The sequence below is a fragment of the Agrobacterium sp. 22-3639C2 genome, assembly GCF_053522105.1.
This window is the reverse complement of record NZ_JBNWDB010000002.1, coordinates 93,106-116,603: the sequence shown is the minus strand read 5'-3', so window position 1 is coordinate 116,603 and position 23,498 is coordinate 93,106. Positions and strand designations below refer to the sequence as shown.

17 protein-coding genes are annotated in these 23,498 nt (G+C 56.8%); 9 read left to right on the top strand and 8 right to left on the bottom strand.

The window, feature by feature from the left end:
* Nucleotides 1-64: 64 nt before the first annotated feature.
* Together ACQZ6D_RS08295 and ACQZ6D_RS08290 are read right to left on the bottom strand one after the other, a co-directional pair.
* Complete coding sequence (locus ACQZ6D_RS08295) at nucleotides 65-1,468, bottom strand: glutamate-1-semialdehyde 2,1-aminomutase (RefSeq protein WP_112154444.1); 1,404 nt, start codon at nucleotides 1,466-1,468, stop codon at nucleotides 65-67.
* Nucleotides 1,469-1,684: 216 nt separating this feature from the next.
* Entirely contained in the window at nucleotides 1,685-2,413 is a 729-nt protein-coding gene (locus tag ACQZ6D_RS08290) for a LuxR C-terminal-related transcriptional regulator (protein ID WP_038493595.1), read from the bottom strand.
* Nucleotides 2,414-3,104: 691 nt separating this feature from the next.
* On the opposite strand from ACQZ6D_RS08290, the gene ACQZ6D_RS08285 reads away from it, so the two are divergent.
* Nucleotides 3,105-7,484 carry a CheR family methyltransferase gene (locus tag ACQZ6D_RS08285; protein ID WP_448730288.1) on the top strand — a complete coding sequence of 1,460 codons (4,380 nt, stop codon included), beginning with the start codon at nucleotides 3,105-3,107 and terminating at the stop codon, nucleotides 7,482-7,484.
* Between the two features lie 33 nt (nucleotides 7,485-7,517).
* On the opposite strand, the gene ACQZ6D_RS08280 is transcribed toward ACQZ6D_RS08285, so the two are convergent.
* The 3 genes from ACQZ6D_RS08280 to ACQZ6D_RS08270 form a co-directional block, all read right to left on the bottom strand.
* A complete protein-coding gene (locus ACQZ6D_RS08280) occupies nucleotides 7,518-8,477 on the bottom strand; it encodes a glycosyltransferase family A protein (RefSeq protein WP_112154446.1) in 960 nt (319 codons plus the stop codon).
* On the bottom strand, nucleotides 8,474-9,985 hold the full coding sequence (locus ACQZ6D_RS08275) for an oligosaccharide flippase family protein (RefSeq protein ID WP_112154447.1): 1,512 nt from the start codon (nucleotides 9,983-9,985) through the stop codon (nucleotides 8,474-8,476). The genes ACQZ6D_RS08280 and ACQZ6D_RS08275 overlap by 4 nt, the downstream gene beginning before the upstream one ends.
* 222 nt (nucleotides 9,986-10,207) lie before the next feature.
* Complete coding sequence (locus ACQZ6D_RS08270; protein WP_112154448.1) at nucleotides 10,208-11,440, bottom strand: polysaccharide pyruvyl transferase family protein; 1,233 nt, start codon at nucleotides 11,438-11,440, stop codon at nucleotides 10,208-10,210.
* Between the two features lie 270 nt (nucleotides 11,441-11,710).
* Here ACQZ6D_RS08270 and ACQZ6D_RS08265 point away from each other — a divergent pair, with 270 nt between their 5' ends.
* The 6 genes from ACQZ6D_RS08265 to ACQZ6D_RS08240 all read left to right on the top strand — a co-directional run bounded on the left by ACQZ6D_RS08265 (nucleotide 11,711) and on the right by ACQZ6D_RS08240 (nucleotide 18,226).
* Complete coding sequence (locus ACQZ6D_RS08265; RefSeq protein WP_112154449.1) at nucleotides 11,711-12,910, top strand: glycosyltransferase family 4 protein; 1,200 nt, start codon at nucleotides 11,711-11,713, stop codon at nucleotides 12,908-12,910.
* Between the two features lie 64 nt (nucleotides 12,911-12,974).
* Nucleotides 12,975-14,234, top strand: coding sequence for an apiosidase-like domain-containing protein (locus tag ACQZ6D_RS08260; RefSeq protein WP_448730289.1), 1,260 nt, complete (start codon nucleotides 12,975-12,977; stop codon nucleotides 14,232-14,234).
* Nucleotides 14,235-14,488: 254 nt separating this feature from the next.
* Nucleotides 14,489-15,634: an MraY family glycosyltransferase gene (locus tag ACQZ6D_RS08255; protein ID WP_019566358.1), complete on the top strand. Its 1,146-nt coding sequence runs from the start codon at nucleotides 14,489-14,491 to the stop codon at nucleotides 15,632-15,634.
* Entirely contained in the window at nucleotides 15,627-16,337 is a 711-nt protein-coding gene (locus tag ACQZ6D_RS08250; RefSeq protein ID WP_448731713.1) for a YdcF family protein, read from the top strand. Before ACQZ6D_RS08255 ends, ACQZ6D_RS08250 begins: the two co-directional genes overlap by 8 nt.
* Nucleotides 16,337-17,614, top strand: a complete 1,278-nt coding sequence (locus ACQZ6D_RS08245) for a hypothetical protein (RefSeq protein ID WP_448730291.1) — start codon at nucleotides 16,337-16,339, stop codon at nucleotides 17,612-17,614. Before ACQZ6D_RS08250 ends, ACQZ6D_RS08245 begins: the two co-directional genes overlap by 1 nt.
* A gap of 3 nt (nucleotides 17,615-17,617) precedes the next feature.
* Entirely contained in the window at nucleotides 17,618-18,226 is a 609-nt protein-coding gene (locus ACQZ6D_RS08240) for an LbetaH domain-containing protein (RefSeq protein WP_019566355.1), read from the top strand.
* Here the strand turns inward: ACQZ6D_RS08240 and ACQZ6D_RS08235 are convergent.
* From ACQZ6D_RS08235 to ACQZ6D_RS08225, 3 genes are read right to left on the bottom strand one after another with little or no spacing between them, the layout of a single operon-like run.
* Nucleotides 18,190-19,365: a glycosyltransferase gene (locus ACQZ6D_RS08235; protein WP_019566354.1), complete on the bottom strand. Its 1,176-nt coding sequence runs from the start codon at nucleotides 19,363-19,365 to the stop codon at nucleotides 18,190-18,192. The two genes, ACQZ6D_RS08240 and ACQZ6D_RS08235, sit on opposite strands and share 37 nt — an antisense overlap.
* On the bottom strand, nucleotides 19,362-20,645 hold the full coding sequence (locus ACQZ6D_RS08230; protein WP_019566353.1) for a glycosyltransferase family 4 protein: 1,284 nt from the start codon (nucleotides 20,643-20,645) through the stop codon (nucleotides 19,362-19,364). Before ACQZ6D_RS08230 ends, ACQZ6D_RS08235 begins: the two co-directional genes overlap by 4 nt.
* Nucleotides 20,642-21,844, bottom strand: coding sequence for a glycosyltransferase family 4 protein (locus ACQZ6D_RS08225; protein WP_448730319.1), 1,203 nt, complete (start codon nucleotides 21,842-21,844; stop codon nucleotides 20,642-20,644). The genes ACQZ6D_RS08230 and ACQZ6D_RS08225 overlap by 4 nt, the downstream gene beginning before the upstream one ends.
* A gap of 687 nt (nucleotides 21,845-22,531) precedes the next feature.
* Here ACQZ6D_RS08225 and ACQZ6D_RS08220 point away from each other — a divergent pair.
* A complete protein-coding gene (locus ACQZ6D_RS08220) occupies nucleotides 22,532-23,008 on the top strand; it encodes an Hsp20 family protein (protein WP_448730320.1) in 477 nt (158 codons plus the stop codon).
* Nucleotides 23,009-23,081: 73 nt separating this feature from the next.
* Nucleotides 23,082-23,381 carry a DUF982 domain-containing protein gene (locus ACQZ6D_RS08215; protein WP_019566350.1) on the top strand — a complete coding sequence of 100 codons (300 nt, stop codon included), beginning with the start codon at nucleotides 23,082-23,084 and terminating at the stop codon, nucleotides 23,379-23,381.
* Nucleotides 23,382-23,498: the final 117 nt, after the last annotated feature.

The following is a 23,498-nucleotide window of genomic DNA, read 5'->3' as shown; positions in this document are numbered from 1 at the left end:
GAGATCGATGCACCGCGCAAAGCGGCTGTATCGATAATGCGAACGGTCTAGGTGCGCCGGCCGGTTAAGGCTTTCGGATGCTTTCCGATAATTTGGGCATGTCGGTCATTACCAACCCATGGCTGACCTGATGCTGCGCGTTGCCGTTGAAACGCCGGAAGACGACATCGGATGGGCGTCCCGTCAGGAATTTGTCGACGCCGTATTCCAGCGCTTTACGGTAGACGACGAGCGCTCCATCGATGGCGTCAAGCGTTTTGGCTATATCCTCGTCCTCATGCGTGTAGCTTACAACGAGAGACGGTGCGAGAAGGCCGCGACGGATGGTTTCCTGCAGAAACAGCGAGCGAAAAGCCTGAGACGGCTTTCCGGTCTGGTCCAGCGTGAAGTAGCTGAGGCAGGCGGAGTGGCCCTGAATGCCGAAGTAGGAATCCAGTCCGTGCGCAATTGCGATCTGGCTGATGGCGGCGCGCAGCGAATTTCCCTGTCGGACCAGATGTGGGACCACGGGTTCCTGCGTGTAAACTTTCATGGTCGCGATGGCCGCCGCCATCGCATGCGTTTCCGCGCCATGCGTCGTCGAAAGCAGGAAGACGCGGGGGGCATCGGTTTGATCGATACCGCCTCGTTCCATGAACTCCCGCTTGCCTGCAAGTGCGGAAATCGAAAAGCCATTCCCCAGCGCCTTGCCGAAACAGGATAGATCGGGGACGATATCGTATGTCTTCTGCGCGCCACCCGCATCCCAGCGGAAGCCGGTGATCATTTCGTCGAGAATAAAAAGCGCGCCGTTTTCGTGACAAAGCTTCTGGAGTTTGTGAAGAAACTGGTCCCGAGGCGGATCACCGCGTGACGGCTCCAGAATAAAGGCGGCGATACGACCTGGAAAGCTTTCAAACAGACTGCGCGCACTCGCAAGATCATTGTAGCTGAAGCCAAGGACCAGCTCCTGGATCGCCTGAGGAATGCCCGCATTCATCTCCGTTGTTCCGATGAACCAGTCGTCAGTGGAGAAAAAGGGGTGGTCGCTGCAGCGCGCGATCAGGTCACGGCCGGTAACAGCCCGTGCAAGTCGTATCGCGGCGGATGTTGCGTCGGAACCGTTCTTGCAGAATTTGACCATTTCGGCCGTCTGGATCGTATCAAGGAAGGTCGAGGCGCAATCCACCTCGATCTTCGAAGGGCGCGTGAAATTGCAGCCGCGGTATAGTTCCGCACGCGCCGCCTCTACGACGTCGGCATACGCATGGCCAAGGCCGACAGCCCTATTGCCCATGCCGTACTCGATGTATTCATTTCCATCGACATCCCAGACATGACAGCCATATCCCCGTTCAATAAAGCCGGGAGACAGGACAGGGTACTGGTCGTCACCCTTTGCATAGGTATGTGCACCGCCCGGTATGATGTTGCGGGAGCGCTGGCGCAGTCGATCCGAGTTTTCGAAATTTTCGACGAAAGTTTGCATGGCGCAATCCCGGGTCCATATGTCCAATGACCAGAGATTACCGTATCCGGCTCGGTGGCCGTTACCCCGTCTTTATGTTGGGAATGCTAGCCGAAAGGCTTAGAGGAGATGTACAGCCTTCCCGTCATAATCGCTCCGATACGTCCGCATCATGCGGGGCCCGACACCCGCAGGCAATTATGGTTCTGCAATAGGTCCACTGCACTACAGTTGATTTTAGTTTTTGAAGAGATCGGATATTTTGAAGATCACTTCCGTTCTGTTTTTGGCGCCTACTTTCTTCATGATATTGCGAATATGTACCTTTACGGTGCTTTCACGAAGATTGAGCTCATAGGCGATGATCTTGTTTGGTTTGCCTTGCGTCAGGGCGTTGATGACATCGACCTCACGTTGGGTGAACATGGCTGTTCGCTGACGTTCCTTGTCTTCAGCAACTACGAGCAACTGCCTGAGATCGCTCAGATTTTCAGCCGATACGAACGCGCCGCCCGCCAATGCAAGTGAGATGGCGCCCACGCACACCGCCAGTCCTATCGACGAGGAGATGTATCCCCGAACGCCCGCGTCGAACGCCCTCATGACCTGACGCAGATCGCGGTTTTCAGCGAGAATGACGACCGGCAGATAAGGGAAGTCGGCAATGAACTCCCGTAACTCATGGAGGGATACGTCATCGCAAAAATCGCTGCGACCGACGTTGACCAGGATGCCGCTATGCTGGCCGTTTGGAGCATGTCTCCAGTCGTCGAGTGATGAAAACAACTCGACTTCCATATCAAGGCCGTATGCGATCAGGCTCTGAGCCAGACACTCACGGTCGAGCGCGCGGTCATCGATGATCGCCAGCTTTCTGACTGAAGTTTCCATAGGTTTCGAGTGCGCAACCACATGGAAATTTGATGAGAATTGGCTATGTCCGTTGTTGGGAACTGATGTCAGCATGGTATGTCCTATCCGCGCTAAAGAGTGCTTTGCGGATCTGTCTGGCTTGGCAGAGACGCAACCGAAGATTTTCTTTCTAAGATTCGGCACCACGGAAGTTTGAAGTAATTCAACCCGGAACGCCGTCATCAATCAGAACTTCGGAAGCTACTCTGTTGCGGTCTGGATTTTTCGGAATTTAAAAATCGGCCAGAAATCAACAGACGTGGCACTACCCGAATTTCGACTCCGGCATCCTACAATGGAGTATCGCAACTGGAAAAGGTTCGGAAATTACTCACTTTTGATTGAGATTTCGAGCGAGCGTTCAATCTGGCATGATGTGGGTAGACAACCAGACACGCCATAACTGTTGAAATATAATTCTTTCAGGCCATCATCATGTTTTGCGCGACACCACTAACTATAATGGATGAATTATAATCGCGGCCGGATTGATTTATCATCCTCCATTCGTGCGTTTGTTCGCGATGTCAGCAACTTATACGTGTTAATCGCATTTTGAAATTGCACCTCACGACAATCGGACGCGCTGCGCCCCGCATGTGACGGGGCATGGTGACTATGTATCCCTGACTGATGATCTCAAGGCCTTGATGGCTGCTTTCAAGACTTGTTGACCCACAACGCCTGACGCTTCGCAAGGGTCGATCTCTATTTGGAATGCGCGTCAATTTTAACGAGAGCGAATATGGCGGAACGCGGCGAGGATAGTAAAAAGGTTCCTTCTACTTTCGAGGTAGACACCGGTTCGATGTCCGGATCACAGGAAGAACGTCCTGTTAGGATGTTCCCGATTGTCGGCGTCGGTGCTTCATCGGGTGGACTGAATGCGTTCAGAGCCCTGCTCAAAGCGTTGCCTGAAAAAACCGGCTGTGCGTTTCTTCTCGTTCAGCATCTTGACCGGTCGCATGAAAGCATGCTCGCAGAACTTCTGGCAAGCGAAACGACTATGGTCGTAACGGAGGCTGTCAACCTTGCCTTGATAGAGCCCGAGCACGTCTATGTCATTCCACCAAAATTCCTGATGTCGGTTGACGGAGGAAGGATATATCTGTCGCCCCGGCGGGAACTGCATGAGGCACCTCTGCCGTTTGATTTTCTCCTGGGTTCTATGGCCAAGGAATTCGGGCCTTGGGCGATAGCAGCTGTCCTGTCCGGCACGGGGTCAGATGGCTCATCCGGCGTCCAGCAGATCAGGGATTTCAAGGGACTTGTTCTGGTCCAGGAGCCTCAAGAGGCACAGTTTGGCGGCATGCCCGAAAGTGTTATTTCGCTGGGCATTGGCGCTACGGTTTTACCGGTCGAAGAGATGCCTGCGGCCATCGCCAAACATATTGCGCTGTTGTCGCGGCTTCGAGCCCATCACTCGATGGAGCGCCGAATGCCACAACTGGACCGGATCATCGAGATATTGAGGGTTTCCACAGCGAATGATTTTTCGGCTTATAAACATGGAACGATGCAGCGCCGGGTCGAAAAACGCATGGCGGTTCTCGGTATCGAGATTGAGAAGATAGACCGGTATCTTGAGATTCTCGAAATCAGCGAAGACGAGCGGCAAAATCTCGTCAGAGATCTGCTGATCAACGTCACCAGTTTCTTCCGCGACGGGAAGGTGTTCGACTTTCTACGAGATACCATTATTCCGGATATTCTCCACGCAAAAGCGGCTCACGGAGCAGTGCGGGTCTGGGTCGCTGGATGCAGCACGGGGGAAGAAGCATATTCTCTGGCTATTCTCTTCCTCGAGCTCATTCAGTCCATGGGCCTTCGTCTCCAGTTTCAGATGTTTGCCTCGGACGCTGATAGCGAGGCGGTGGCAATTGCCAGAGATGGACATTATTCACATGAAGCGACCAAGTCGCTGCCGACGGACTTGCTGGAAAAATATTTCGTAAGGGATGACAACGGATATACCGTGACGGCGCAACTGCGTGGGGCGGTGGTATTCACCGTGCAGAATGTCCTCAGCGACCCACCGTTCTCACGGATCGATCTAATTTCATGCCGCAACTTGTTGATTTACCTCGAAGCGGAAGCCCAAGCCAAGGTCTTGTCGCTTTTCAGGTTCGCCCTGCGGGAGAACGGCATTTTACTGGTCGGAAAATCCGAAACCGTTGGCGGAATGGATGACCGTTTCAAGCTGATTTCGGAATCCGAAAGGGTATATCGGCGTATCGGGCCGCCGGTTTTCGGTGATCTTAATTTCGGTGCGGTTGCGGGCGGAAATGTCAGAATTCCCTCTTCGCTAGGAAAGGTAACTTCAGCGTCGAGGCACAGTGCGCTTGCCGAGGCGGTTTCCCAGGTTCTGCTGGGTAGCTACGTGCCCGCCGCAATCCTCGTCAATCGGAAGTATGAGTATCTCTACTCCATCGGCCCGACAGCAAGGTTCCTGCGGATCGCTTCAGGCCCGGCATCGCATGACCTGTTCGCCATCACACCGACGGCGCTCCATAATAAGATCAGGTCTGCGATCCACCATGCGAGCCGGGATCAAAAGCCGTTCGTAGCCAAGAATGCGAAACTCGACAGCAACGGCGCACACATCGAGTTCAACATTCATGTCGAGCCGCTCTTCAGTCAGGGTGAAGAGCTATTTCTCATATGTTTTGTGGAGGATGCTGCGCAGGCCAACGGTGTTGTCCGATCGCAGAAATCATCGACGACAGATGCGTCGCCCATTACCGAGCTTGAATTCGAACTGGAGGAGACACGGGCGGAATTGCAGGGCGCCATACGCAATCTGGAAATTGCCAGCGAAGAACAGAAGCAGATCACCGCCGAAGCGCTGTCTCTGAATGAGGAGTATCAGTCGACGAATGAGGAACTCTTTACTTCGAAAGAGGAACTGCAATCCCTCAATGAAGAGCTGACAGCCCTCAACAATCAATTGCAAGAAGCACTGGAGCGTCAGCGGGCAGTTTCCAACGATCTGCAAAATGTCCTGTACAGCACGGATGTCCCGACGCTCTTTCTGGATTCCAGCCTTCGTATACGGTTCTTCACACCGGCCACCCGTTCGGTATTCAACATCATATCCTCCGATGTCGGCCGTCCCCTCTCGGACCTCAGCGGCTTTGACGGCGACATTACGCTTCAAGTCGACGCAACGGCGACGCTGCTCCGAGGCAACACAATCGACCGAGAGATAGGAGGACCCGATGGTCGCTGGTATGTCCGCCGCGTCAAACCCTATCGCGGCGCGAGCGAGGCAATTGACGGAGTGGTCATCACCTTCATCGATATAAGTGCCCAGAAACAGGTTGCCGAAAGCAGGGAAGCTGCCAAGAAATTCGCCGAGCGGGCGACCGAGGCCAAGTCGCAATTCCTGTCTGCGGCAAGCCACGATCTGCGTCAGCCGCTGCAAACCTTGAAGCTGTTGCACGGGCTTTTGGAAAGGAACGTGGCTGAAGGGCAAGCACGCACTTTCGTCCAGAGGATGGGGGAGACGCTATCCTCGATGCTGGGTATACTCAACTCTGTTCTTGACATCAACCAGATCGAAGCGGGGATGGTGGAACCGCAGATCGTGAACTTTGCGATTGGCGATCTTCTGGGAAGGCTCTTCAAGGAATTTTATTATCCCGCTCGGGCGGCGGGGCTGCAACTCCGTGTCGTACCGTCCAGCCTTGCCGTTCGCACCGATCCCCGCCTGTTCGAGCAGATCGTTCGCAACCTTCTGTCCAATGCACTGAAATACACGCCGAGCGGCAAAATTCTGGTCGGCTGTCGCCGGGTCGATGCAAAGGTTCGGTTCGAAGTGTGGGACACCGGTATAGGCATTCCCGAAAACCATATCGAGGAAGTCTTCCAGGAATACCATCAACTCGACGCATCTGCTGGCGCGGAAGACCGGGGTTTGGGGCTGGGATTGTCAATCGTCAAGCGGCTGAGCGAACTTCTGGGACTGAAGATAGCGGTGCGGTCGCGATTGCATGAAGGTTCCGCATTCATGATCGAGATCGATCGGGCGCCGGCAGGGGAGCCGCTTGCGCCATTGCGTGCGCCAGTCGATGACAATTCGCGTCAAGCGATCGCCCTGTCGTCCGCGTCGATTTTGATCATCGAAGACGAAAACGGAATGCGCGATCTGCTCAAGATCGGTCTGGAGCAGACTGGATACGTGGTCGCTGCGACCTCAACTGCTGCCGAAGCGATCGCGATTGTTCGAGGGCTGAAGTTCATGCCCGACGTTGTTCTCGCAGACTATAATCTTCCTACAGGCGGGAATGGCATAGCTGCGATTGAAGATATTCGGCAAGCACTCCGCCAAAATGTTCCGGCACTCATTCTCACTGGGGATATTTCAAGCAAGGCCCTGAGGGATTTTGCTCAGCACGAAATTCCTTATCTGCACAAGCCGGCGAAACTCAAGGACGTCATGCAGATGGTGGAGACACTGGTCGTTCGCCAAAACGGCGAGAGAGCAGGTCACATAAGCGAACTTGAATATATGGAGCCGATGACGGGCAGGCTCATCGAAGTCATCGACGACCAGCAGGACATAAGAGACAATTTGCGCGCCCTGTTCGAAGGAGAAGGCTGGGCGGTCGCAACCTATGTTTCGGCAGAAGAGTATCTTGCAAACTACAAGCCCGACAGATCAGGTTGTCTGCTTGTCGATGCGTATCTCCCCGGCATGGTCGGCATGGAGTTGTTACGTTTGCTGAAAGAAAGACATCATCGGTTTCCGGTGATTGTGATCACGGGTCGCAGCGATGTCCGTATGGCAATCAATTCGATGCGATATGGAGCGGCCGATTTCATCGAGAAGCCTTTTTCTTACCAGGAAATATATCGGAGCGTGCAGTCGGCCCTCGAGCGATCGCGTGATGCGAACGAGCGCGAAGAGCGGCGTGAAACAGCTCGAGCCACGCTGGCGATGCTTACTCGCAAGCAACGTCAGATCCTTGACCGAATTGTTCAGGGGCAGGCCAACAAGGTCATTGCAGCCGATTTGAAGCTTAGTCAGCGCACTGTCGAGAATCATCGCGCATCAATCATGCGCCGAACGAAATCCACTTCGTTGCCGGCGCTCTTGCGGCTTGTACTGAATGCAGAAGAATAGGCCTTCATCATCGAAAATTCGGCCGGTCGATCACTATCGGCGGGCGATCGCTGCGCGAATTCGATGCAACGCATCAGGTCGGCGCACAAGATAACTTACCGGCGGCAGAAACGCTGAAGCGGGTCTCAGGCGGAAAGCCTGTGCGAGAAGGGCACCCGCGCCGGGCCGGCGCCGGACCAGATTGGAAAGCGCACACCAATAGGCGCGGTCGCTCAGGCTCGCGCGACCGCGCCGGAGCAGGGTTTGGGCATCGGCAAGCAAAGCCCCCTCATTGCCAAAGAAGCTTTCGAGCGCTGCTTCGATTTCGGTATTCCAGGCAAGGACGTTATCAAGGATGGCCGACTGGTTGGCACCGTGGATACGGGTAAAATTCTGCACGGCGTCAAGTTCGACGATATCGCCCAGAACTGCTAGCCGCATCCACATCTCGACATCGTCAGTATGGCGCAGTGCTGGCCGATAGTGACCGGCATGTTGTTGAATGTGTGTTCTGGTGACAGCGAGTGGGCCTGGCACCGGGCTGCGTCCCGTCGCGCAAATTTTGGCGATGAAGTCCATGCCCCGATGAAGCTGCATGCCATTGCCGTCGCTGCGAAGGCCTGATGCTATTTCGGCGTCGTCACGGAAGAAGGCGGTGCGGCCGAAGGCCATGTGCGCGCCGGGGTGATTGTCGAGCGCCTCCATCGCGCGCGCGAGTGCTCCAGGCGACAGGACATCGTCGGCGCAGATGATGGCGAAATAGTCCGCCCGGGCCCAATCAATGCCTTCGTTGAAAGACGCGTGACCGCCGAGATTCTTTGGCCGCAGGCACGTTTCGATACGGGGATTTGTTGTCGCGAGAGACCGGGCGACCGCGACACTGTCGTCTGTGGAGGCGTTGTCGATGATGAGGATACGCATGTCCGGGATGTTCTGGCCAAGGACGCTTTCTACACATCCCTCCAGAAAGCGACCGTAATTGTAGTTGGGAATGACGATATCGATGCTGCTCATGGTTCCACCGCTGCGGGAACGACGGTGTCGGGAATGGAAGCCGATACAGGAGGTTTTCCGATCTTGCGCGGACGCCCGGCAAAAGCATCGAGCGTCGAACGTATTTCGCTGACGAGTGGGTGACGCAGAAGATAGAGGCAAGCGGCCCAGCCTGTCACCGAAAGGAGGACGGCGCCGCCAGCCTGGGCGAGGGAGTAATCGAAGCGAAATCCCATCCAGGCGGATATGGCGAGCGGCCCCGCAATCGCGGCAAGGGTCACAGCGGAACTCGGCCCGATGGCAGCAAACAGTTCGGGTAGTTTAAAGTGCGCATGGCGTCTTACCAGATAGAAGGCGACGAGCATCTGGAAGGGCAGCGTGACGAACTGGCTCAGCGCTACCGCGGTGAGACCGAAGAAGCTGGCAGAGCAAAGCACAATTGCCGAGACGCTGCGGCAGACGAAATTGCCCAGGAAAGCCTCCCGGTTGGCGTTGAGAGCGATCAGCAGCGGCGTTGTCAAAACCATGGGAAACCAGAAGATCGACGCAAGCGCGAGGATCCGGGTGATCGGTACGGCGGCGAGCCACTGGTCTCCAAGTGCAAGGCGCACGATGGGATCGGCGAGAATGGCGACCATGATCAGCGACGGCCAATACAGCACAGTGATGTAACTGAGGGCGCGCAGGTAGGACCTGCGGACATCTCCACCCTCGCGAACCTCGGCGGCGAGCGCCGGGAAGGCGAAGGAAAAGATCGCCGAGAGGAAAATGCGATCGGGAATGGAGCAAACGGTATTGGCGCGATTGTAGATTGCGACCGCTGTCGGTGTCATGGCAAAACCGAGCACCAGTTGCGGCAGGGACTCGTATAATTTGTCGACGATGGTTGCAGCGCCTCTGTAGCGGCCGAATTCGGCCATACGGCGCCACGACTTGAGAGAAAGGCGTGCGGTACGCTGGGCCGGATCGGCATAGGCGGCAAGGGCGCTGGCAACGCTGTTGCCGACGAGCAGACCGAGGGCGAAGCTGACAAAGCCCCATCCATTGCTGGCAGCGAAGATCGTCACGCCAGCCATAACGACGAGGCCGGTGGTCCGGACGCGTGCGATGGTGCCGAAGGCCAGCCGGCGACGCAGCATGGAAAACGCTGGCATACCCAGGCTTTCGGCCATGACCGCGGCAATGGCGAGGATAAGATAGTTCTGGAGACTGGGCTGATGGTAGAAAATCGCCAGATAAGGTCCGCATAGATAGAGAACGATCCCTAGAATGCCGCTGACCAGAAGCAAGAGCGTAAGCGACGTGTTGATGTCATCGCGTTCAACAACATCGAGTTGAATAAGGAAATCGGAAGAAACGAATTCGCGAAAGGCGAAGATCACCGCTGTCACCCCGTAGCCGATAACGGCAAAACCAACTTCCGCAGGCGAGAGCAGTCTCGATACGATCGCGATCAGAGCGAAATTGATCGCAATTCCGAGGTGCTGTTCAAGCATGGCCATGAAAAAGGCGCGGCGGACTTTGTGCATCGAGGGCTCCGACAGCGTCGCCGATAATCGACGGTAGCGTCAAATCTAGAGTGTGGACTTGGACCTTGGAAATCTGACCGTTGGGATGGCAGCCGGATCCGTAGGTGTAGGCCGTTTGGAGAATGTTTGTTGAGGGGCATGCAACAGCGTGCGGTCTACTCCCGTCGAGTATTGAAGAGCCTCGGTATTACGCCGAAAGCATTAGGTTGCAGGACTGCGTGTCTAAGGCGTTACGCTCTGCGGCGTTGCGACGACATCAATTGAGAGAAATTCCCGGCCGAGCAGCGCTTCCTGCTCGGAAAGCTGGCGCTTGAAGCGATCATTGGCGTGGCCAATCCTCTCCCTCACCGCACCGGCTCCAGCGAGTATCTCCTTGACCAGCTCAATGACTTCCTCGACTTCGAACGTATCGATATGCCGGGCGAATTTCTCCTGGTCGAAATCGTTCATCAAATCACCGAACTTTCTGGCGTAACCGATTGATATAGTTGGAATTCCAAGTTTCAGAGAGCAGACAACTCCATGATATCTCGACACCACGGCAAGATCGATTGCTGCCATCTGCTGCATGATGTCGCGCAGCGTTGCGGCAGAGCTGATGTCGATCCGCGACAGCTTGTCCTCGGATAGCATATCCGTCAGCAGGAACATCAAATCCGCGCAGGCGACCCTGTCGGTAACGTCCCCCATCAAAAGGGTGATGCGATGGCCTTCGCCGATCAACCAGCTCACGAGACGTGAGAGCTTGTGGATGTAGGTCTTGTAAATCCTGGCGGCCTCGGGATCGTTGTGACGCCAGCCGCGATAGTCCATAACGCCGACGCCTATTCTCATTGAGCCGCCGGCGGGGCTCTGCCGGTGGTGCACAGGAACAGGAAGATCAAAGGCGATATCGGGGTAACGGTGGTCGCGCGACACGTCGACACCGATCATTTTCATGTAGTTGAGCGAGAAATCGTCCCGGTACGATCGATATGAGGCCATCTGTGCGGCCGAGCGCAGGAACCAGCGGCTGAGACGGCTTTTCATCGGGCCGGCGCCGATGCTGACAAAGGCGATCCGCGTGTTGCGAAGGCGTGCGACGAGGCACCAGCAAAACACGACAAAGGGCCAGCCGAACCACTTTTCCTGAAAATCATCGAGGATGCCGGTCCCCGGTATGATCATCAGGTCAGCCTTGTCGAAACTAAACAGGGAACTGACCAATAGCATGAGCCGTGAAGGCACCTTGCCGAGCAGCTTGTCCAGTTGCCTCATCCACGCATTCGTTATGGGAGGCCCACCAACGCCCATCGCGCGAATATTGAACTTCGCACTTACGACTGTCGGACTTGCACAGATACACAACAGATCGGCATCGGGCCTCATCCTGCGCAGATAAAGGAGCATGGCTTCCAGCGATCCGTCATTGCCCGAATTGCCAGAGCCAAATTGTCCAAGGAGAGTGATCCTCATTTATTTTCCAATCGCAGCCCGGCGCCGACACGCTCGATATGGTATTGATATCCGCTGGATCAGCACGACCCCACACCGACCTTCGGGTTGCGTCTTACGCCAAACGAATAGTCTGGCCGACGCAAACCTCTCAAAGGAAGATACAGCTAAGCCTAAGATGCAACTGACTGTCATCCCGTGGCTTTTTAGTATGTCGCCTTAGCAGCCACTCGAACCGTCCGCCGTCGATCCGTTGCGGCATGGTTGTGGATGCAGGAGCGAGAGTGTCCCATGAAGCTTGCCTATTTTGTCCTTCCTCATATTGGCGGCACCTATTCCGTCTTCAAACATCTTCGCAAAGGCCTCGCCGCCTATGGCATAGACGTGCGATGGCTCGGCGTGTGCAAGGAAACATACGGGCTACCTCTCGATCTGCAGGGTGAAAAGGCATTCGGGCAACTGCTGCGCATGCCCGTCAATCTCAGCGAACGTGAATGTGCATCGCGAATGGCGTCCGCCATCGAAGAAGGCGAGTTTGACGGGGTGATCGTCAATGTTCTTGGCGATCAGTTGCAGACGAATATCGCGCGCTATCTCCCCGAGGGTATCCTGCGTATTCTCGTCGTTCATAATATCTCACCCGGAACATACGCGGCCGCGCGCTCGGTCCGGGACTATGCCCATGTCACGATTGGCGTATCGGAGCGGTGCCGCGCCGATCTGGTCGCGCGCAACGGCTTTTCGAAGGATCGCACCTACGCAATCCCGAATGCGGTGGATAGCGATGCGTTCCGGAGCCAGGCGGTTCGGCGCGTCAACCGGGGGCCGGAACTCAAAGCTCTCTTCGTCGGCCGCATTGAAGATGCTTCGAAAGGCGTGATGTGGCTGCGGGAAATACTGGATGCCTCGCCTGAGGCAGTGCGCCTGACGATCGTCGGAGATGGGCCGGATATGGGCAAGCTCAGGCGAAGGCTAGACGGCCATGGCGATCGCGTCAGTTACGCAGGATCCGTGCAGCTTTCAGACATACCGGTCATCATGTCCAGTCATGATGTTCTCATCATGCCGTCCCGCTTCGAGGGGCTTGGCATGACGATGATAGAGGCAATGGCCGGCGGCTGCGTCCCGGTCGTGTCTCATATCCGGGGTGTGACGGACACGATTGTCGAGCCGGGCCGAAACGGCTTCCTGTTCCCGATCGGCAATTATACGGCAGCGGCTAATGCGATCGCGCGCTTGCATGCCGATCGCGACCTTCTCGAGCGGATGTCGATCGCGGGAAAGGAAATGGTCCTGAACCGCTTCAGCATCGAACGGATGGCCGCACGCTATAACGAAGTCATTACCATGACACTGAACGACCGTCCCGGCCTGTCAACAGTGCTCAGGATGGAGGACTGGTCTATTCCCGCCGGTTTGAGGCCGGGCCTTCGAACCTATCTGCCGTTGCCCTTGAAAAATTGGCTTCGCGTCGTTCGTGAACGGCTCTGAAGCGATGTTCGGCGATCAGCGGCGACTTGGACATCTGTGCGGCGTCTTCTTTTTTTGGCTATGCATGTTTTCGACCTGCAACGCACAGGATCCCGTTTTTCCGCTGCAGACGTCGCAGGACGGGCGTTATCTTGAAGACAGCAAGGGTCTGCCGTTCCTGATTGTCGGCGACAGTGCGTGGTCGCTCATTGGCGATACCTCTATTCCCGATGCGGAATTTTATCTGGAAACCCGAAAGCGGCAGGGCTTCAACACCGTGCTTGTCTCGTTGATCGAGCATCAGTTCTCCCGCAAGGCGCCGGCGAACTTCTACGACGAGAAACCTTTCGCAGGCGATGCCTTTGAGCAACCGAACCAGGCCTATTTCGACAGGGCAGAAGCCGTCATAAAGGCAGCCGCCAGTCGCAATTTGCTGGTGCTTCTCTGTCCGGCCTATAGCGGCGCACGCGGTGGCCCCGAGGGATGGTATCAGGAAATGGTCGCGGCCGGGCCAGAAAAGCTGCGGGCTTATGGACGCTATGTCGGGCAGCGTTTTGCGAAGTACCCCAACATCATCTGGGTGCAGGGCGGGGATTACGATCCGCCAGATCGCAATCTGGTCATGGCTGTTGCAATGGGAATTGCGGAAACCAATCCTTCGGCGTTGCAGACCGTGCATGGCAATCCCGATACCGTGACGAGCGATTTTTGGCGGGACGCTTCCTGGCTCGACATCGATTCAGTTTATACTTACAGCAATGTCGCGGCGGCGGTGCTGGATCGTTACCGATCTGGACCAAGACGCCCTTTTTTCCTCATCGAAGGCGCATATGAAGGCGAGAACGATGTGAAGGAGCGTCAGGTTCGTCTTATTGCCTATGGTGCGCTGCTTTCAGGAGCGAGCGGTCAGCTCTTCGGCAACAATCCGGTCTGGCATTTTTCCGCCGCCGGGCTTTATGAAGCGAAGGACAGCTGGCAGGGTTCGCTGAACAGCCGTGGTGCTCAAAGCATCACCCATCTGGCCTCGCTTTTCAGACAACTGGCATGGTGGAAGCTCGTACCCGATCAGGGCAGCTTGCTGAAAAGCGATGCGGGCGCATTCGCGGCGCGCGACAGGGAAGGATCTTTCGCCGTGCTCTATCTCGATACTCCTTCCGTTGCGATTGATCTCGACAGTTTGGCGGCAGGCGAGAAAACCCTTCGCTGGTACGATCCCTCGAATGGAATCTACATCGAACCGATCGAGCGTCTTGGCCGCAGCGGCCTTCGCAACGTGACGGTGCCGGCATTGGCGAATGCTTTCGGCTTTCAGGACTGGATTGCCGTTCTCTCCACACAGGAATGATCACTCATAAGATGCCGCTGGCTGCCGAGTCGTTCATTTGTGGTCGCTTGCCGTCAAGGTCCCAAACCTAGCTCTTTCGATGGTCGATCCGGTTCGGGGGTAGGCAGGGTAGGCGTTAATTTCGACACCCTCTCCCTTTGGTGGATTTCACACGCCTTTTGCCCGCATACCCCTCAGGGCCGGTGTTTTTTAGGATCGTCAGGAGGCGAGTTTCGTCGCAAATGCGCCGCCAAGGTTCAGCGTGGGGATCAAACATGTCGGGGATACTCTTCAATACCATCGCCACTTTCATTCTGTGCGTATCCCTCATCGTCGTTCTCAGGCGCCTGACCATTGTGTTTCAGCTGGTGGATCGCCCCGATTCAATCCGCAAACGCCACACGGGAGCCGTTCCGCTTTGCGGTGGCATCGCAATCTTTGCCGCTTTCACCGTTTCCGCCTTCGTTGGTGGGTGGAGCGAGGCTCTCGGCATGAACTTCTGGCTCGGACTGGCGGTCATCCTGCTAATGGGCGTCGTCGATGATCGCCGGCCGCTGCCCGCAGCAGGACGACTTCTCATGCAACTGGCAATGGCGATCGCTCTCGTAGGCGGCGCCGATATCGGCTCTCTCTCCATCGGCGTACTGTTCACGCAGCATTCGGATCTGTTCCTGCCGCTGTTTTTCGTCATCGGAGTTCTCTTCGTGACCGGGCTGGTGAATTCGTGGAACATGCTCGATGGTGTCGACGGGCTTGCTGGCGGCACTGCGGGTGTCGCGTTGATCTGGCTAATGGTCGTAGCGATCTTCGCAGGTATCGGCGACGTCATCCCGCCGCTTCAGGCACTCTGCGTATGCCTCTGCGCTTTTCTGGTCTTCAACATGCGCGGTCCATGGCGCGCACGGGCGAGCATATTCCTCGGCGATGCGGGCAGTACCGCACTGGGTGCGACGATTGCCTATGTTATCGTCCTGCTGGCGACCACAAGCGCTGCCGTATCCTTTCCGGCATTGCTCTGGATCGTGATCCTGCCGATCACAGATACGCTCAGCCTGATTGTTCGCCGTATCATGAACGGTCGCAGTCCAATGTCGGCCGATCGCTGGCATTTTCATCATCTGCTGCTGGACTATGGTTTCACGCCGGCGGCTGCAACGAACACGTTGGTCGTCATTTCCTTCATTTGCGGCGGCGTCGGTTTTGCGGGGATAAAAGCCGGTATCCCGCCGGAAATGATGGCGGCCGGACTTCTCGTGCCGATTGCCCTCCACACGGCTTTCGTTCTAACCGCGACGGGCTATCTCTCGAAAACCTGGCTTCACAGGGGAAATTTCGATCTCTACCGCGAGGTGGCGCGTCTCCCTGTCTCCGCCAACGCCGCACCGGAGCCAAGAGCCATGCAATCGGCGAGTGATGAGTAATCGCATCATGAAAGCGCCGTGGCCCGGAACGCGAATTCCCTCGACACCGGTTTCGAAAGGACGGCTTTCGCGTTTGCGCATTTCCCAGAACATCAGAAATGCACCGCCGTTGAAACGGAACGCGTTTTTACTGGGCTTGATGATGCTGAGTTCAATCGGGCTCTACGGACTTGCCCTCGTTTCAGCGGGGTCGCTCCTTGTCGTGGAGGACCCGCCTGCGCAAGCCGACGTCATCGTTATTCTGGGCGGTGACGGTCCACCTCGAGCTGCTCAGGCCGCAAAACTATGGCACGAGGGAAGGGCGCCGCTCGTTTTGGTGACTGGTTATGGGGATTGCGACTTCATCCGCGACATGCTGGTGCAATTGGGGGTGGATTCCGCAGCCGTCTCAACGGAATGTCTTTCGCTCAGCACCTGGGAAAACGCGACATTCTCACAGCCGATACTGACTGGAATGGGAGCAAAAAGCGCCATTCTGGTCACGAGCTGGTTTCATTCAAGGCGCGCAGTAAAGCGTTTCCGGTTTGTGATGCCTCAAATTCAGTGGATTTCCCTTCCTGCGCAACGAACCGTGTCGCTGTGGCGGCTTACCATCAACGGCGACGGGGTGCAGGTGTTCAAGGAATACGCCAAAGCGCTCCTCTACGACCTCAGAAGCAGTTTCGTGCAGGATTTTCCTCCGGTTCAGGCGAGGCTCGCCTGATGAACACGCTTCTGGTTTTTTGCCTCTTTGGTGGTGTTATCCTGCTCATCTGTTGGGGAATGATGCGTCGGGAGCGAATTTACGAGTTCCCGTTTCTGACGGGCGTCATCACGTTCAGTTTCATCTTGCCCCAGGTTCCCGGACTGGCGTCTGAACGATTCTTGCCGGAAGGCGCGTTTGCAAGAACAGCAATCTTTATGATGCTGTGCCTGTTCATGTGCTGGTGGGGGTGGAGCAGAACGGCAAAACCCTTTGCATTCTTTCGTATCGATTTCGATGAAACACGTCTGCTGATCGTCGCAGCCGTTCTCTCGGTCGCCGGCGCCTACTTCTATTTCAAGCTTAGCCGTTTGCCTGGAGAGTTGACCATTGCGGTGCAGATGACCGGAGTTCCGGTCATGTACATCTTCTTTTCGCGGTTGTTGAGCTATGGTCTGGCCATTGCGGTGCTTTGCCTTGCACGGCGATTTTCCTGGCTGGCGCTGGCCGTCCTTGCGTTCGATCTCGTCTTTTACCTGGATCGCATCGTGATAACTGGAAAGCGCGCCGAAGCGGTGGAACTCATCATGATGTTCGCGCTGGCATGGTGGTTTTACAAGGGATGGGCGATCCCGCGCATCTTCGTGATCGTGGCACTTTTCCTAGGCACACTGTCGATGAACAGCATGGGCGACTACCGCGCCATCACCAAGGCCAACGACGCTCCCGTGTGGGATGACATCAAGAAGATAGATTTCATCGGCAATCTCGAGAGAGTGTTCCGGGACGGCGGCGACGAGATGCGCAACGCGATCATGCGGATCGACAACACCGCAAACACCTTGCAATTCGACTACGGCAAGTTCCACTGGAACAGGCTGGTGTTCAACTTCGTACCCGCGCAACTCGTGGGCGTGGAAGTCAAGCAATCCTTCATGCTGCCGGTGCCGGTCCAATCGCGCGACTACAATCCTGTCCTCGGCACGACCGAGACCGGAATGGCGGATGCGTTCGGATCCTTCTGGTATCTGGGAGCGTTCAAATTTTTCCTGCTCGCCTATCTGGTGCGCCGGATCTGGGTGACCGCAAACACGGGCGAGTTCGCTGCGCAATTCACCTATCTGCTGTCGATCATACCGTCCATGCACGCCATCTCGCATCAAACCGACTGGGTTCTCATGGTCTGGGTGCATATGCTGATGTTTGCAGCGCCGACGCTGGCATTTGCCGTCATGCCCGCGCGCGTGCAGCAGCGTCGATACGCGATACCATCCTTGACGTCTCAAGCCGGAGGATAGGCCATGCGCTCACGATACGACGATCCTGCCTTCCAGCATGCAACGACGCCTCTGCCGCGCTTCGGAGGTCCGACCTTTGCACTGCATTTGCGATTGAAACGGCTGGTATGGATGATCGTCTGGCGGCTTCTTGCCTCCTGGACGCCTCCGCCGATGCGGCGCTGGCGCAATTTTCTCCTGCGTAGTTTCGGCGCGCGCCTGCATGCCACGGCGATGGTGCATTCCAAGGCGATCGTTTGGTGGCCGGGGCACCTCGTCATGGAGCGTCATTCATCTCTCGGACCTGGGGTGATCTGCTACAACGTCGACATGATCACCATCGGCCAATATGCCTCTGTCTCGCAACGTGCCCATCTGTGCACCGGGTCGCATGACGTTCAGGATAGTGCGTTTCCCCTCGTGACGCAGCCGGTGGTGATCGAGGAGGACGCGTGGGTGGCGGCGGAAGCCTTCGTCGGTCCCGGTGTCGTCGTCGGCAAGGGGGCTGTTCTCGGCGCGCGAGCCGTTACCGCGAAGTCATTGGAGCCCTGGACGATCTATGTCGGCAATCCGGCAAGACCAGTCGGCTCGCGTCGTCAGGAAGCGGCCGCGTCCAACGCGCTCAGCCGATAACCTTCAAGCGTGGCATGGGCGATTGCCGGCCAGGTGAATTTCTCCAGCACGAGTCGGCGGCCGTTTTCGCCCATCGTCCTCGCCTTGGCGGGATTGCTGAGCACGCTTGCCAAGCCTTTGGCAACTTCTGCCGCGTCAACCGAGACGATAACCCCGGCATCGGCAGCTCCGACTTCGGGAAAGTGACACTGGTCGGTGATAACAACAGGCGTGCCGCAGGCAAGCGCTTCGGTGATTGCCATGCTGAAACCCTCCTGTCGGCTTGGCAGGCAGAAACAGTCGGCATCGACCATGGCTTCGAGCTTCGCTTCGCCGTAGATCGCTCCGACCATAAAGACGCGGTGCCGGATGTTAAGTTTTTTCACCAGGTGCATGAAGTGGCCCTCTGCTCCACCGGGCGGGCCTGCGACGACGAGATCAACGTCGACGTAGGTGTCACAGATAGCCGAAAAGGCCGAGGCAAGGATGTCGATACCCTTTTTGATGTGCAGGCGTGACAGGAACAGAATGTATCGCCTGCCGTGCGCCAGGGCGATTTTCTGCCTGAAATGTCCTCGGGCGGGCAGGGGATCGAATTCCTCGGCAAAAACACCGTTCGGAATGATCAGATTTCGTGCCTGGAGATTCAGCGGCTCTACAGCTGCCATTTCATCGACATTTAACAGGTGAAGGAACGCAGCCTCGTTCAGCATCTTGCGGTAGCACAGCATCAGGGCGATCTTCTTTTTCCACGATCGCTGGCCGAGACTCCAATGGTCCAGCATGCCGGCCGGGCAAATGCAGTAGGGTACGCCAGCGGCGCGGGCGAGCTTGGAAGCATAGAGCAGAAATGGCTCCCACACGCCGTGAATATGCATGAAGGAGGCATCTTTCAGCACGGCTTTCAGCATGCGCCGGCCCCTGAAGCAGAACAATGTCTCCAGCCTCCCGGCTGGCGGCAGGAGATGCCAGTGGATATTCTCGAAATGCGGTATGGTGCGGCCAATTTCCTTGACCTGCGCTTCAATGGCGGCGTCGCCATAGCTGACGATATTCACATCTGCGCCGAGGCCGGCCTGTGCAGCGGCTAAGCGCATGGCAACGGCCTGCAAGCCGCCGTATTTGGGATCAATCGAAGCGATGACGTGGATGATCTTCATGTCTCTTTGTTCCCCAGGTATCGCGTGTCATCGGCCATGCAAAGACCCGCCGACCCCGACAGATTCGGCCCGGACAAGGCGGCAAGAAGCCGCTCGCCATATGACTCCACGGTATGTTCGGCTGCGCGCAGGAGTGCATTGGTGGACATGCTTCGCCTGAGCTCAGGATTGTCGGCAAGCGCACGCACCGCAGTTGCGATAGCTTCCGGATCGCAGACGGGAACGATGAAACCTTCGATACCATCGCGAACGACGCTGCCGGTATTTTCGGTCGTTATAACCGGCAGGCCCGCTGCCAGCGCTTCATAGACGGCGGTCGCGGAGCCTTCGCAGAGCGACGGCAGCAGGAAGACATCCGCCCACCGAAACTCCTCGACGATCTGCGAGCGCGGAACGATCCCTCTTAGCTCGACCCATTGCGAAATCTCCTGCTTGACGTCATCGGGCACACGAACGCGGCCCGCCATCCGGAAGCGGGCGGCGCCCTCCATCAATCTGGCGGCTTCCACAACATAGGGCGATCCCTTGCGCAGCCCGACTTCGCCTACGGTCAGGACCCTGATTGGCCCCGGCATGCGCGCCGGTCTGTCGATGGCAGCGCTGGCATTGACCCCATAGGGAACGACGACACACCGGTCTTCCGGCCCGCCACATGCGACCACGTGCTTGCGGACAAATTCCGACGGGCAGACGATGACATCTGCAAGGCGCCACTCCGCTTTCTCCCGATCGGCGAATAGACGCGCATGCGGATTATCCCGCACAGGACCGGCCCATTTGGGAAACCTCATCATCTCCTGGTCCAGAAGCGTTTCGACGACATCGCGTGGCGCGATCATTTGCTCGACTGCGGTCCAAAGGCCCTGCTGTTTTGCCGCCCGCATCTGTTCGAGTGCGTCGCCACTGAAGGCGTAGAGCCCATCTGCGCCATGGAAGCCGCGCCGGGCCACCATTTCGGAGAAAACCGACCCGGCCCAGATCGCGTGAGAGGTTTCCTCTACAACGTCTTTCGTTCGCATGTGGCGCAGCACGGAACGGAGGCCAAAGCTGGAAAACACCGTCGTCAGCGCTGTCGGCACGCCTTTGGGCAGCCGGCCGGCCAGCCGTTTGACAGGTGCGGGATAAAGGGTCGCCGGAAACGAATTGACGATCCGGGGCCAACCTTTCGTGGCGCATATATCAGTGTAAAAATGCGCAAGGCGGCCAGCGGATGCAAATATTCTCGGTACGGCATAATGCATGCGGGCGCCGAGCTGACTGACGACGACTTTGTCTTTCATGACGAGATACCTTGAGCGATAGGTGGCCTGGAAGGCTCTACAGTCTGCAGCCCGGCGATCAGCACTGCCCAGGCATCTGCCGCCTTTTCTCGGGAATAGTCGGCACACAACAGCCGCCGTGCCGCATCCCCCATTGCTGTCGTGGCATCTGGGTCGTCGCAGAGCTTTTCGATGGTGCCGGAGAGCTTTTCGGTCTCTCCGATTTCGACGGTGCTGCCGCATCCTTTGGCTCTGAGAACGCGCGGCACCTCTCCATCCGGGTCGCCGACGAAGATCGTTGGCCTCCCGGCCGCCAGGATTCCATAGAATTTGCTTGGAATGATGCAGTGTTCCAGTTCCGGCAGCAGCGAGACCAGATGCACATCCGCAACGCTCAGGCTTTCAGCAAGTTTCTCCACGGGCTGCAGCTGCTTGAAGATGACGTTATGAAGACCGAGATCCTGAACGACAGTCTTCACAGCCGCGTGCTGGTGTCCGCCGCCAATGAGAAGGAACCGTATATCCTGCCGGTGCTCCAGACGTTTCGCCGCTGCCAGCATAGTGCCGAACTCATGCGCCCGCCCGAAGTTTCCTGAATAGCCAACGACAAACACATCCTGCAGTCCCCACGCCTTCCGCAGGCTGTTATCCTTGGGCAAGACAGGATAGATTTCCTCCCCATCCGACCAGTGATGCAGGACGCTGACTCGGTCCTTTGCAAGGCCTTGAGTGAAGAGGAATTCCGCCATCTTGTCGGTAGGGCAGACAACCACGCCGGGGGATCGCAGAGACCAGTTGCGCGCCTGCGTCAGCCATGGCGCAAGCCACCGTGCACGTTTCCTGAAAAATCCAAGCTCGATTGCGGTCTCCGGAAAAAGATCCATGATCCAGTTCACCATGAGTGCGCCCTTGAGGCGGATCGCGATGCTGCTCATGACGGAGAGGAGCGGAGGATCGGTGCAGACAACGACCGTGTCCGTCGCCCGAACGTTGCGCAGAAGCCAGGCGAATGCAAGCACCTGAAAAAGAAGATAATCAATGCTACGGCGCATGAGGCTGTGCCGGCCGAAGCGGCCGCTTGCGAGCCGTCGGATATGTACACCCCGAACCGTTTCGGTTGCGGGCAACACGCTTCCGGGATGATTGTGTATTTCGCGACTTGCAACGACAGTCACATTCATTCCGCGCTGCGCCATTGAAAAGGCGAGCGATGATATCATACGGCTTGTTGCCGACTGGTCGGGGAAACCGTACCTATTCAGGAAGATCGTCCTCACGCTTTTTTCTCCCACGAAATGTCCGGTCTGAAGGAGCATTCTTGGCGAGGTGAAAACAGGCGGCAAGCTGGTCGTAAGGACTAGTGGGCTCATGATACGGAGTGGCTATTACTCCGAAGTTGGCGCCGTACTATCCTTTTGGTAGCTGAAACGCAGATGACGCCCTTATGGGTTATGAAATCCATGATGCCCCGGCCAATCAATGGCAGGGACGGCCGATGTGGATCGCGAGCTGACTGCGCGCCGTCCCGAGGCGCAGCCGCACGCGACGCTCTGTGGCCTCGAACCGAAGTCCTGTCTTAGATATGGATGTAACACCGAGTCCGACCGAGTTACCCGCCGATGTCCAGGAGAGCGGCGCCTCAATGGCGGTTCCAGGTTGTGCCAAGGCTCGGGCAGAAATCCTGCTTCCCGGGCCGAATATCGGCGTGGCTGGAGGCGTTTGATCGCGCGGTACCCGAGCCATATTTAATACGGGTGCGAAAGCAAATTTCGTTCGCTTCGCCTCTTGATTTTGAAAACACGAAAAACCAAATCGTCAGCCGCCAGTCGCTGATGACAGGACTGGCCGTGCTGGAAGCGCCGCTTTTGGCGCTTTGGTACCCATGTTGCTTCAAGGAGGATATGGTTATGGCAACATCTTACGACTATGCACCGATGTACCGATCGAGCATCGGATTCGACCGGGTCTTCAATCTTCTCGAAAACGCCCAGCGCACCCGCTCGATCAGTGACTGGCCGCCCTATGACATTATCAGGACGGCCGAAGACAGCTATCAGATTTCTATTGCGGTGGCTGGTTTTACACGGGACGAGATCGACATCACTTTCCAGTCCAATCTCCTGACCGTGACAGGCAAGAGGCAGGAGACACCCGCGGAGGGCTACCTGCACCGCGGCATTGCGGCCCGTCCGTTCGAGCATCGGTTCGAACTCGCCGATCATGTCAGAGTGAGCGGCGCCGAACTGAAAAACGGTCTCCTTTCGATCGATCTCGTCCGCGAAATCCCGGAGGCCCTGAAGCCCCGGAAAATCGACATCCAGACCGATGCGGTTCTGGTGCCGACAGTTGCCCCGGGCCAGATCGAAGCACAGAAGGCGGCTTGATTTACATTGTTGGATGAACAGGGGCGCCGTCGCGATGGCGCCCACGAATATCCGGGATGGGAAGGAGAAAGCAATGAAACCCGATATGTTCAGACAGCCTGTTTTCATTCTTGTCGGTCTCGGCTTTCCAGCGGAGGTTCGAAACGTGCTGGAGGCATACCGACATCTTTCCGAGTGGCCCGCAACAAACCGAGATAGCGCACATTCCATTGCGCTTAAGGCATGCGCTGCCGCGTTGCGCGGCGAAATTGAAGCGGAGACCGCCCGCGGTTTGTTCGTGGCCTTTGCCGAAAGACACGATCTACTTGCACCGGAAGATGGTGTCATCGCCGCGTCTCGTCTTTTGCGCGACAGAGATCCGCATGTGAATTGAGATAGACACGGTTATAAATGTGTAGCGGCTAGTTGTCCGTTATGCGGGGGCGGTATCGTGCACGGCCTCTAGAATGCCGAGCGAGCTGATTTGCCGCCCCTGCGAAAGCGATTACCG

What these genes read in the sequence shown, in the direction of transcription:
- ACQZ6D_RS08280 (WP_112154446.1), bottom strand. Translation starts at nt 8,477, where the DNA reads ATGAGCAGCATCGATATCGTCATTCCCAACTACAATTACGGTCGCTTT.
- ACQZ6D_RS08290 (WP_038493595.1), bottom strand. Translation starts at nt 2,413, where the DNA reads ATGCTGACATCAGTTCCCAACAACGGACATAGCCAATTCTCATCAAAT.
- ACQZ6D_RS08245 (WP_448730291.1), top strand. Translation starts at nt 16,337, where the DNA reads ATGAACACGCTTCTGGTTTTTTGCCTCTTTGGTGGTGTTATCCTGCTC.
- ACQZ6D_RS08230 (WP_019566353.1), bottom strand. Translation starts at nt 20,645, where the DNA reads ATGAAAGACAAAGTCGTCGTCAGTCAGCTCGGCGCCCGCATGCATTAT.
- ACQZ6D_RS08235 (WP_019566354.1), bottom strand. Translation starts at nt 19,365, where the DNA reads ATGAAGATCATCCACGTCATCGCTTCGATTGATCCCAAATACGGCGGC.
- ACQZ6D_RS08295 (WP_112154444.1), bottom strand. Translation starts at nt 1,468, where the DNA reads ATGCAAACTTTCGTCGAAAATTTCGAAAACTCGGATCGACTGCGCCAG.
- ACQZ6D_RS08285 (WP_448730288.1), top strand. Translation starts at nt 3,105, where the DNA reads ATGGCGGAACGCGGCGAGGATAGTAAAAAGGTTCCTTCTACTTTCGAG.
- ACQZ6D_RS08240 (WP_019566355.1), top strand. Translation starts at nt 17,618, where the DNA reads ATGCGCTCACGATACGACGATCCTGCCTTCCAGCATGCAACGACGCCT.
- ACQZ6D_RS08270 (WP_112154448.1), bottom strand. Translation starts at nt 11,440, where the DNA reads ATGAGGATCACTCTCCTTGGACAATTTGGCTCTGGCAATTCGGGCAAT.
- ACQZ6D_RS08260 (WP_448730289.1), top strand. Translation starts at nt 12,975, where the DNA reads ATGTTTTCGACCTGCAACGCACAGGATCCCGTTTTTCCGCTGCAGACG.
- ACQZ6D_RS08255 (WP_019566358.1), top strand. Translation starts at nt 14,489, where the DNA reads ATGTCGGGGATACTCTTCAATACCATCGCCACTTTCATTCTGTGCGTA.
- ACQZ6D_RS08265 (WP_112154449.1), top strand. Translation starts at nt 11,711, where the DNA reads ATGAAGCTTGCCTATTTTGTCCTTCCTCATATTGGCGGCACCTATTCC.
- ACQZ6D_RS08215 (WP_019566350.1), top strand. Translation starts at nt 23,082, where the DNA reads ATGAAACCCGATATGTTCAGACAGCCTGTTTTCATTCTTGTCGGTCTC.
- ACQZ6D_RS08275 (WP_112154447.1), bottom strand. Translation starts at nt 9,985, where the DNA reads ATGCACAAAGTCCGCCGCGCCTTTTTCATGGCCATGCTTGAACAGCAC.
- ACQZ6D_RS08250 (WP_448731713.1), top strand. Translation starts at nt 15,627, where the DNA reads ATGAGTAATCGCATCATGAAAGCGCCGTGGCCCGGAACGCGAATTCCC.
- ACQZ6D_RS08225 (WP_448730319.1), bottom strand. Translation starts at nt 21,844, where the DNA reads ATGATATCATCGCTCGCCTTTTCAATGGCGCAGCGCGGAATGAATGTG.
- ACQZ6D_RS08220 (WP_448730320.1), top strand. Translation starts at nt 22,532, where the DNA reads ATGGCAACATCTTACGACTATGCACCGATGTACCGATCGAGCATCGGA.